The organism is Xenorhabdus hominickii, from assembly GCF_002632725.1.
In the GTDB taxonomy this organism is placed as follows: domain Bacteria; phylum Pseudomonadota; class Gammaproteobacteria; order Enterobacterales; family Enterobacteriaceae; genus Xenorhabdus; species Xenorhabdus hominickii.
Genome location: NZ_NJAI01000004.1, coordinates 225,324 through 235,997 on the forward strand (window position 1 = coordinate 225,324; position 10,674 = coordinate 235,997).

A 10,674-nucleotide genomic window follows, 5' to 3' on the forward strand; every position below is an offset into this window, starting at 1 on the left:
ATGGATTTTCACTTTCATTAAATAGGCCTGAAAATGTTATGGATAAACATTCAAAACAATTGTCGAAGTATCACGTGATAAAAACCTAAATTAACTTTACGCCAGTAAAGATAAATTATAAGAATACATTATACAAACCTTATTACTTTTATTGACAATTCCAGTTTTATCACACAAATTTACTAAAAATTAATTGTCGAAATGTCACCTCTGATTCTCTAGGCCAACTAAAAACACACCATTACTCAAAATTTGACACTAACTTAACATCAAAAGAAAGAATAAAATACCAATATAGCTCAAGTTTTCAGAGAGCAAGATGAGGCATTTATTCTTAAAGCAACCGTTTTAACCAAAGATATCAAAGTATCTTCAAAAGATAGACCGAGAAGAGTACATTGGACATCACACTTTTTATGCCGGGTAGTATCCATTTTGCCAAGAGGTTCAGGCACTCTATGTTTTCCATTAATAAATCCAGCAAATTAGATAATGTCTGTTATGACATCCGGGGGAATACCCTCAAAGAAGCCAAGCGACTTGAAGAAGAAGGCAATAAGGTACTGAAATTAAACATTGGTAATCCGGCGCCATTTGGCTTCGAAGCACCCGATGAAATTTTGGTCGATGTCATTCGTAATCTATCAACAGCCCAAGGCTATTCCGACTCAAAAGGGTTGTATTCAGCACGCAAGGCGATCATGCAGCATTATCAAGCCAGAAATATGCTGGATATCACCGTTGAAGATATCTTTATTGGTAACGGTGTTTCTGAACTTATTGTTCAATCCATGCAAGCCTTGTTGAATACAGGGGACGAAATGCTGATCCCTGCGCCTGACTACCCTCTCTGGACGGCCGCTGTATCACTTTCCAGCGGTAATGCTGTCCACTATCTGTGTGATGAACAGCAAGGTTGGTTCCCTGATCTTGATGATATCCGCCGTAAAATTACCCCACGTACCCGTGGCATCGTTATTATTAACCCGAATAACCCAACTGGGGCGGTATATAGTAAAGAGCTGTTACTGGAAATAGTGGAAATTGCCCGCCAGCATAATTTGATTATTTTTGCCGACGAGATTTACGACAAAATCCTATATGATGATGCTCAGCACCACTCCATCGCGGCATTGGCTCCCGACCTCTTCACTGTTACCTTTAATGGTCTGTCAAAAACCTATCGTGTTGCTGGTTTTCGTCAAGGCTGGATGGTACTGAATGGCCCGAAAAAGCAAGCAAAAGGCTATATTGAAGGGTTGGAAATGCTGGCATCAATGCGTCTTTGTGCCAACGTACCAATGCAACACGCGATTCAAACAGCACTTGGTGGCTATCAGAGTATCAGTGAATTTATTTTCCCGGGTGGCCGACTCTATGAACAGCGCAATCGTGCATGGGAATTGATTAACCAGATCCCGGGGGTTTCTTGTGTGAAACCAATGGGTGCACTGTATATGTTCCCTAAAATAGATACCAAGCGTTTCAATATTTATGACGACCAGAAAATGGTATTGGATCTCTTATTGCAGGAAAAAGTCCTGCTGGTTCAAGGTACGGCATTCAACTGGCCAAAACCTGACCATTTCCGCATCGTCACATTACCGCATGTCACTGATCTGCAAATTGCTATCGAGAAATTTTCTCGCTTTATCGTTAACTATCGCCAATAGTCAAAATATTTATAAAGTATCTACTCAATAGATTTTGAGTTGCATTAAAACGAAAACATCCCCAGAAACATAGCTAGCTATGTTTCTGGGTGAATTGGTGTAGCCAACAAAACGGCAACTTGAAAGATAACGAGGGTACCTTGACGAAAATTAACACTGAATAGGTTTACTTCCCCTCCTCGTCCGCTCACAATTAATCACATTATTTCGCAGCAAGAGAAAATTATGAGCCATTTTTTCGCCCAATTATCCCGACTGAAACTTATCAGCCGTTGGCCTCTGATGCGAAATGTGCGCACAGAAAATGTTTCAGAGCACAGTTTGCAGGTCGCTTTTGTCGCCCACGCACTGGCGGTTATCAAAAATCGTAAATTCAACGGCAATGTCAATGCAGAACGGATCGCTCTGCTGGCGATGTATCACGATGCCAGCGAAGTCATCACGGGAGATTTACCTACTCCGATAAAATATTACAACCCTCAGATTGCCCATGAATATAAGAAAATAGAAAAAATTGCCCAACAAAAATTGTTGAATATGCTACCAACGGAATTACAAGATGATTTCCGCTCCATCTTGGATGAGCATCACCATACCGAAGAAGAGATCCACATTGTCAAACAAGCCGATGCGTTATGCGCTTATCTGAAATGTCTGGAGGAACTCTCTGCAGGCAATACCGAATTCAATCAAGCCAAAACCCGCTTGGATAAAACACTGGCAGAACGACATAGCGACGAAATGGATTATTTTATGGATGTATTCGTACCGAGTTTCAGTCTCTCTCTTGATGAAATCAGTCTCTGACAGGCTTGCATTCTAACAAATATTCGATAACGCGGCATTCAGTAACATAAATAGATAACCATGATGCAGCTTCACATGATGCTGAAACTGCAACTTGAAAAGCAAGGGTATAAAGATCAGAACGGGAAAAGTATAGGAATAATCGCGACACTAATTCCCATAACAATGAACGTAAATGGGACACCGATTTTCATAAAATCAGCAAATTGATACCCTCCCGGCCCCAAAATCAATGTGTTGACGGGAGATGAAACAGGTGTCATGAAAGCCGCCGAAGCCGCTACACCAATAATCATCGCAAAAGGTAAGGGAGAAACGGACATTTCTTTAGCCGCTGCAATCGCGATCGGTGCCATCAACACCGCCGTCGCTGTATTGGAAATAAACAATCCGATAACGGCACAGAGCACAAACAAGCACATCAGCATCACCCGAAGCCCCATATTACCGGCAATATCCATCAAGCCACTGACAATTAAATCAATCCCTCCCGTTTTCTGCAATGCCAATGCAAACGGCATCATGCCGACAATCAAAATAATGCTCGGCCAGTGAATAGCTCGATAAGCGCTTTCTATATCGATACAGCGAAATTTTCCCATCAGAAGACAGGCAATCAACGCAGCAATAAAATTTGGAATTTCATTGGTAAGCATCATAGCCACCATCAAGGCAAGGCAGAACAACGCATGAGGAGCCTGTGACGCCGCAGGCGCCGCACTTTCCACTTCAACAGGCAGGTTCAACACAATAAAATCAGGGGCTTTGGTTTTCAACGCACGGATCAGTTTCCAGTCGCCAATAACCAATAACGTATCACCGAGCAACAAAGATTCATCGACTAATTTGCCCTCCAGTGCCTTGCCACCGCGACGAATACCTACCACATTAAGGCCATAACGCGTACGGAATTTCATACTGCGCAACGATTGCCCCAATAAATCGGATTCCGGGATCACAGAAACCTCTGCCATTCCCACCTCACGGGATCGCTCCGAAAAATACTCTCCGTGCAGTACCATCGGTTCCAAATGTTGTTCTCTACAAAACTTCCGCAAATCAACATCACTGGCAGACATATCCACCAGCAGAACATCCTGATCTCTGAATTCCATATCCCCGGTGGCGGCAACGATCACCCGACGAAACTTACGCCACCGCTCGACACCAATGACATTGGCGTTATAGCAAGCCCGCAATCCCGACTCATCCAGTGTATGACCAATCAACGGAGAACCTTGACGGATGGCAAGGCGGCGGGCACGTCCAGACAATTTATAGTTGCGAATCAAGTCACGAAATGTCCGGTGATAACGATCGTTTTCTGTTTGGAGAGCTTTTCCACCGAGCCAACGACGGGCGATCAGCATATAAATAACCCCTGCCAGCAACACTAATATGCCAATCGGTGTAATAGAAAAAAAATCAAAGCTCTGCAAACCTTCACGTATCAACTCACTATTGACGACCATATTGGGTGGCGTCGCCACCAATGTCATCATACCGCTGATCAAACCCGCAAAACCCAAAGGCATCATCAGCCGCCCCGGAGACGTTTTCATTCTGGCAGCCACACTCAATACAACCGGAATGAAGATGGCCACAACGCCAGTTGAACTCATGAAAGCGCCCAAGCCCGCAACCGATAACATGAGGCATGCCAACATTTTGGTTTCACTGTTACCTGCAACACGAACCAGCCAGTCTCCCATTTGGTAGGCAACACCTGTCCTTACCAATCCTTCGCCAATAACAAACAGAGCGGCAATCAACAGTACATTGGGATCACTAAAACCGACAGTAGCTTCACTTAATGTCAGTGTGCCACTCAAGACAAATGCAATGATTACCAATAAAGCCACAACATCCATTCTGACTTTATTTGTGGTGAAAAGCACAATAGCTATCAATAGCAGGGTCAATACCCACAACAATTCGCTATTCAATTTGACCTCTATCAACGATACCTTCTAAACATGCCCTATCCGCAATACCAGTCTGCCAAAAAGCAAACTGGCTGTTATCAAAAGCTTAATGGGTACAAACGTTAACAGAGTAAGTAGAGCATTTTTCTCAGGGAAAAACGCCCGTTATGATCAATCATTTTCCTGATTTGTTGTATAAATAGACACATCACCGCCAGATTTAACAATTTCAATATCTTCCAGATTATCGATCACCAAATGAATTTCATCACGGCGCGGCATATCTGGCGAATTGTGGACTACCACGACCTGACAGCCTGCATCCAAACCTGCATGGATCCCTGCGGCAGCATCTTCAAAAACCACACAATCTTCAGGCAATAACCCCAAGATTTTGGCTCCCAGTAAATAAGGCTCAGGATTTGGTTTTCCTTGTTTCACAGACTCTGCTGTTATCCAATGGGCTGGTTCAGGTAATTCAGCGACTTTATGGCGGGCTGAAGCAAGAGGAACCGTCCCAGACGTCACAATTGCCCACGGAATATCCAACGCATTTAACTTATCAATCAGGGCAACAGCGCCGGGCAAAGCAGTAATGCCCTCTGTATCTTCTGTTTCGAGTTTTTCAATCCATTTGAAAGTGCTGATGATTTCATCTTCACTGGCATCTGGCATAAAATGGCGCAGTGACAATATGGCTGGAGTACCATGAACATAGTTCAGCACTTCATTTCGGTCGATACCCATCTTATCAGCAAACAAGCTCCATGCCCTCTCAACCGCAGGCAGTGAGTCGATCAGCGTACCATCTAAATCGAATAAGAAACCTTTACAGTTCAGTACCACACTTTACTCCTTCAAACTCAGCTATGCGTTAACCATCTGACAAATTTCAACGGTGCTCAGACGGTATTGTATTAGCTAACACGAGAAAACCAAGAGTTAACATACACTCATATCGATCTCATCTCAGCATTCTGACATTCAAAGCTATAACTACCGGAAACAAAACTCCTGAAAACGAAATAAGTATAGCCTCTCCGTGCTCACCCTAAAATGAACATTTTAATAAAGTTACGATAAATTTCTCTAAATAATTCAATTAAATAGGTATTTTACTCACGCAATTATATACCCAATACTCATTTGATAAGGGTCAGAAAATCACGATGATATTTTGCATACGAAGACTTGTGCATGGATATGGATATGAATTTGATAACAGTTTATTAACCCAGACAGGGATTATCAAATAACTAATTCATTAACCGCCTGAAGGGCGGTTTTCAGAGATTTAAATATCATCAAGAAAAGAGTTGTCCAACTGCTTGAAAGCACGTTTGAGCAATTCAGCCAGTGAGAAGTAAGTCGGGACATTTTCCATAGGCACCATGGCAATGCCTGCTTCCGTAAATTTTTCCCTAATTTCATAAAACCATTTCAACAGCGCTTCCGGTAAAGGCGTTGCCGCACGTTTTCCCAACCACCACAATCCTTGCAACGGCAAACTACAGGCAAACAACGCCGTCGCCACTGATGGGCCTAATTGACCACCCAGTGCGATTTGCCATGTCAGAGTAAAAATTGCCAATGGAGGCATAAAACGAATACCAAAGCGAGTAGCCTTAATCACGCGGTTTTCGGGGAAAACGGGAGCGAGCTGCTTTTCCAATGGCCACGTTTTTAAATATTGTTGCCCTAATTGCATCCGTTTGAACCAACCTTGGCTGACCGGTGGTGTCGTGTTCATCATGACCTCAATCAATTAAAGGTATAATTTTTAAAAAATCTCTACAAAAGATAAAACCTTTTTTGTAGTATTAATACTATTAAGTATATTTTGTCTTTATTGCTAGCAAACGGTATCCTACACAGACTTTTATGTTGTTGCAGCAGCAAAACAGAAATTTTGACCTTTTTCGCAACAATTAGGTTCAGTTTGTTAACAAATTATTTTATTTTTTAACATCATTCTTATTTAAGATTAGATCACACAAGATAATAGGTATTTCCATGTCAAGTAAGCTGGTACTGGTTCTTAACTGCGGTAGCTCCTCCCTGAAATTCGCTATCATCGACCCTGCCAATGGTGAAGAATATCTTTCTGGTTTAGCAGAGTGCTTTAACCTTCCTGAAGCCCGTATTAAGTGGAAAATGGATGGTGCGAAAAACGAAGCTGCTTTAGGTGCCGGCGCAGCACACAGTGAAGCACTAAACTTCATTGTTAATACTATTTTGGCTCAAAAGCCAGAACTTTCTGCACAAATTTCAGCCATCGGTCACCGTATTGTTCATGGCGGTGAAAAATTCACTTCTTCCGTCATTATCACTGACGAAGTGATCCAAGGTATCGAAGCTGCCATTCCATTCGCACCACTGCACAACCCGGCTCACCTGATCGGTATTGCAGAAGCGCAAAAAGAATTCCCACATCTGGCTGAGAAAAACATTGCAGTATTTGACACTGCATTCCACCAGACTATGCCTGAAGAAGCATACCTGTACGCACTGCCATACAACCTGTACAAAGAACATGGCGTTCGTCGTTATGGCGCACATGGTACCAGCCACTTCTATGTTTCCCGTGAAGCAGCCAAGATGCTGGACAAGCCAGTTGAAGAACTGAACGTCATCACCTGCCATCTGGGTAACGGTGGTTCTGTTTCTGCGATTGTTAACGGCCAATGTGTTGATACTTCTATGGGGCTGACTCCATTGGAAGGTCTGGTCATGGGTACCCGCAGTGGTGATATCGATCCTGCTATCATCTTCCATCTGCACGATGCAATGGGCATGAGCATTAATCAAATCAACACGCTGCTGACCAAAGAATCTGGCTTACTCGGTCTGACCGAAGTCACCAGCGACTGCCGTTACGTAGAAGATAACTACGAAACTCACGCGGATGCTAAACGTGCCATGGACGTTTTCTGCCACCGTCTGGCAAAATACATCGGTGCTTACAGCGCAATGATGGAAGGACGTCTGGATGCGATCATATTCACTGGTGGTATCGGTGAAAACTCCTCTCTGGTTCGTGAACTGACCATGAAGAAAATTGCTCTGCTGGGCTTCGAATATGATCATGAGCGTAACCTTGCAGCTCGCTTCGGCAAATCAGGTGTTATCACCACTGATAACAGCCGTCCTGCTCTGGTTATCCCAACCAATGAAGAGTTGGTAATTGCTCAGGATTCAGCACGCCTGACCGCATAAGCAGTATAGCTTTCAAGAACCGCCAGCATTGCTGGCGGTTCTCTATTCAGACGTGCATTGACTAATATTTCCTTAATAAAAATTGCGTTAGCTCATAGTTCATGTTTTCTCTATTTATATAACATACCGCATTGAGTCACGTTTATTGACTGACGAGCAACCGCTAAAGAGGTTTCCGTGTCCCGTATAATTATGCTAATCCCCACTGGCACCAGCGTTGGTTTAACCAGTGTCAGCCTGGGTGTCATTCGCTCCATGGAGCAAAAAGGCGTTAGCCTGAGCGTTTTCAAACCTATCGCACAACCACGTCACACTGGTTCTCAGGATCAAACTACCTCCATTATCCGTTCACATTCCAGTATCCATGCTGCTGAACCACTGGATATGGCACATGTAGAATCTCTGCTGACCACCAACAAAAAAGACGTGTTGATGGAAGAGATCGTGGCGCATTACCACGAAAATACCAAAAATGCAGAAGTGGTTCTGATCGAAGGTCTGGTTCCGACTCGCAAACATCCTTTTGCCCAATCTCTTAACTATGAAATCGCCAAGACACTTAACGCTGAAATCGTCTTTGTAACTGCACTGGGCACCAACAGCCCAGAACAGCTAAAAGAGCGCATTGAACTGAGCCGTGCAGAGTATGGTGGGATTAAAAACCAAAACATCATCGGTGTTATTGTTAACAAACTGAATGCACCTGTTGATGATCAAGGCCGTACTCGTCCAGATTTGTCCGAAATCTTTGACGAAGCCAGCAAAGCAACTATTGCCCACATCGATCCAAAAAGCATCTTTAAAAACAGTCCACTGCCAATCCTCGGCTGTATTCCATGGAGCTTTGATCTGATCGCCACCCGTGCGATTGATATGGCAAAACACCTGAAAGCTGACATCATCAACGAAGGTGATATTCAGAACCGTCGCATCAAATCCGTGACTTTCTGTGCCCGCAGCATTCCTAACATGCTGGAGTACTTCCGTCCGGGTTCTCTGCTGGTAACTTCTGCTGATCGCCCTGACGTCCTGATCACTGCTTGTCTGGCAGCGATGAATGGTGTTGAAGTCGGAGCGGTACTGCTGACCGGCGGTTATTCAATTGATGATTCTATCCGTGAACTGTGCGAACGTGCTTTCAGCACTGGCCTGCCAGTTTTCACTGTAGAAACCAACACATGGCAGACTTCACTGAACCTGCAAAGCTTCAGTCTGGAAGTACCTGCGGATGATCACGAACGTATCGAAAAAATACAGAACTACGTTGCACAGCACATCAGCAGCGAGTGGATTGATTCTCTGGCGGCAGCATCAGAGCGCCCAAATCGTCTGTCTCCACCAGCATTCCGCTATCAGCTGACCGAACTGGCTCGTCAGGCTAGTAAACGTATCGTTCTTCCAGAAGGCGATGAACCACGTACAGTCAAAGCCGCTGCTATCTGTGCTGAACGTGGCATTGCTGAATGTATCTTGCTGGGTGATCCAGAAGAAATCCGTCGTGTGGCTGCGGCTCAGGGCGTTGAACTGGGTGCAGGCATTGAAATTGTCAACCCGGCGGCTGTACGTGAACGTTACGTTCCACGTCTGGTTGAACTACGTAAGAACAAAGGCATGACCGAAGTTGTTGCTCGTGAACAACTGGAAGACAACGTGGTTCTTGGCACCTTGATGCTGGAACAAAATGAAGTTGACGGTCTGGTTTCCGGTGCAGTTCACACGACAGCGAACACCATTCGTCCACCATTACAGTTAATCAAAACGGCGCCAAACAGCTCATTGGTTTCTTCTGTTTTCTTCATGTTGCTGCCAGAGCAAGTATTGGTTTACGGTGACTGTGCGATCAACCCTGATCCAACCGCTGAGCAACTGTCTGAAATCGCGATCCAATCCGCAGATTCTGCAAAAGCATTCGGCATTGAACCACGCGTTGCGATGATCTCCTACTCCACCGGTAACTCTGGTGCAGGTAGCGACGTAGAGAAAGTTCGCGAAGCAACCCGTCTGGCACAAGAAAAACGCCCAGACCTGATCATTGATGGTCCATTGCAGTACGACGCAGCGATCATGGCAGACGTAGCAAAATCCAAAGCACCAAACTCCCCAGTTGCTGGTCAGGCTACCGTGTTTATCTTCCCAGATCTGAACACTGGTAACACCACTTATAAAGCGGTACAGCGCTCTGCGGATCTGGTGTCTATCGGGCCAATGCTGCAAGGTATGCGTAAACCTGTTAACGACCTGTCCCGTGGCGCACTGGTTGATGACATCGTTTATACCGTTGCACTGACTGCTATTCAGTCAACTCAGCAAGAAAATGCCTAATTGTTTGCTTGGTTTTATTTGATTGTGAAATACATGATGAGATAACACCCACAAATAGAAACAACCCCATACTTTTTCGTTGGGGTTGTTTTTGTTTCAAGCAATTCGATGCTTCTACACCCTACCAATTATCTTTAACGAATAATCTTTCACTAAGAGAGTCGATTAATACTGCATATTTCTTGAAGAAGTTACTAATATTTCTTTATCGAAAGATCCTAATGGTCTTACTTTATATAAAATATAATGTTGTGGGAATACATCTGGATTAGCGGATTTAGAAAAAATTACCATTAATTTAATTTAATACATTAAAAATATTATTTAAATATCGATATTCTTAAACATCGTGATAGTAATAATCACCACTGTACCCAAGAATAATGATGCAGAGGACAATATCAGATTAAGGTATACGCAGTTGATTGAGATAAATAGACAAAACAAGGAATAATAAAAACAGGTTTAATAACACGTTTAGCGTGATGATAAACAAAAGGGATTCATACTCTGCCTCAACCGGAGTAAAAAATCAGCGCAGCTGGATAAACGATACCAGTGGCGGCTGTGACCTTGGCTGAGTGATATTCAAATGGCCGCTTTCTGACCTGTGAATGCCTTTAGCCAAAATCCCGCTTTCTTGTTATCTGACAAAGTAAAGTAGGATCACCGGATGCTTACGCTTCCTAATGCAAAAATTTACCTTAATAATCATGCAAGTAATAGCACTC

General features: G+C 43.8%; 8 protein-coding genes. 4 read left to right on the forward strand and 4 right to left on the reverse strand.

Annotation, left to right across the window (positions count from 1 at the left end; genetic code table 11):
* Positions 1-458: 458 nt before the first annotated feature.
* Positions 459-1,673: a pyridoxal phosphate-dependent aminotransferase gene (locus Xhom_RS13635; protein ID WP_069315200.1), complete on the forward strand. Its 1,215-nt coding sequence runs from the start codon at positions 459-461 to the stop codon at positions 1,671-1,673.
* A gap of 225 nt (positions 1,674-1,898) precedes the next feature.
* On the forward strand, positions 1,899-2,480 hold the full coding sequence (gene yfbR / locus Xhom_RS13640) for a 5'-deoxynucleotidase (protein ID WP_069315199.1): 582 nt from the start codon (positions 1,899-1,901) through the stop codon (positions 2,478-2,480).
* Between the two features lie 116 nt (positions 2,481-2,596).
* Here yfbR and Xhom_RS13645 read toward each other — a convergent pair whose 3' ends face one another.
* From Xhom_RS13645 to yfbV, 3 genes are all read right to left on the reverse strand, one after another.
* The gene (locus Xhom_RS13645) at positions 2,597-4,426 is read right to left on the reverse strand and encodes an SLC13 family permease (RefSeq protein ID WP_069315198.1); all 1,830 of its coding nucleotides are present in this window, start codon (positions 4,424-4,426) and stop codon (positions 2,597-2,599) included.
* Between the two features lie 150 nt (positions 4,427-4,576).
* On the reverse strand, positions 4,577-5,251 hold the full coding sequence (locus Xhom_RS13650; protein WP_069315197.1) for a sugar phosphatase: 675 nt from the start codon (positions 5,249-5,251) through the stop codon (positions 4,577-4,579).
* A 448-nt stretch (positions 5,252-5,699) separates the two neighbouring features.
* On the reverse strand, positions 5,700-6,155 hold the full coding sequence (gene yfbV / locus Xhom_RS13655) for a terminus macrodomain insulation protein YfbV (protein ID WP_069315196.1): 456 nt from the start codon (positions 6,153-6,155) through the stop codon (positions 5,700-5,702).
* Positions 6,156-6,418: 263 nt separating this feature from the next.
* Between yfbV and ackA the strand changes: the two genes are divergently transcribed.
* Both ackA and pta read left to right on the forward strand, forming a co-directional pair.
* Positions 6,419-7,621 (forward strand): acetate kinase, encoded by a 1,203-nt coding sequence (gene ackA / locus Xhom_RS13660; protein ID WP_069315195.1) that lies wholly within the window; start codon positions 6,419-6,421, stop codon positions 7,619-7,621.
* Positions 7,622-7,813: 192 nt separating this feature from the next.
* Complete coding sequence (gene pta, locus Xhom_RS13665; RefSeq protein WP_198148764.1) at positions 7,814-9,943, forward strand: phosphate acetyltransferase; 2,130 nt, start codon at positions 7,814-7,816, stop codon at positions 9,941-9,943.
* Positions 9,944-10,344: 401 nt separating this feature from the next.
* Here pta and Xhom_RS45860 read toward each other — a convergent pair whose 3' ends face one another.
* The gene (locus Xhom_RS45860) at positions 10,345-10,446 is read right to left on the reverse strand and encodes an IncC plasmid conjugative DNA transfer DtrJ family protein (RefSeq protein WP_145957464.1); all 102 of its coding nucleotides are present in this window, start codon (positions 10,444-10,446) and stop codon (positions 10,345-10,347) included.
* Positions 10,447-10,674: the final 228 nt, after the last annotated feature.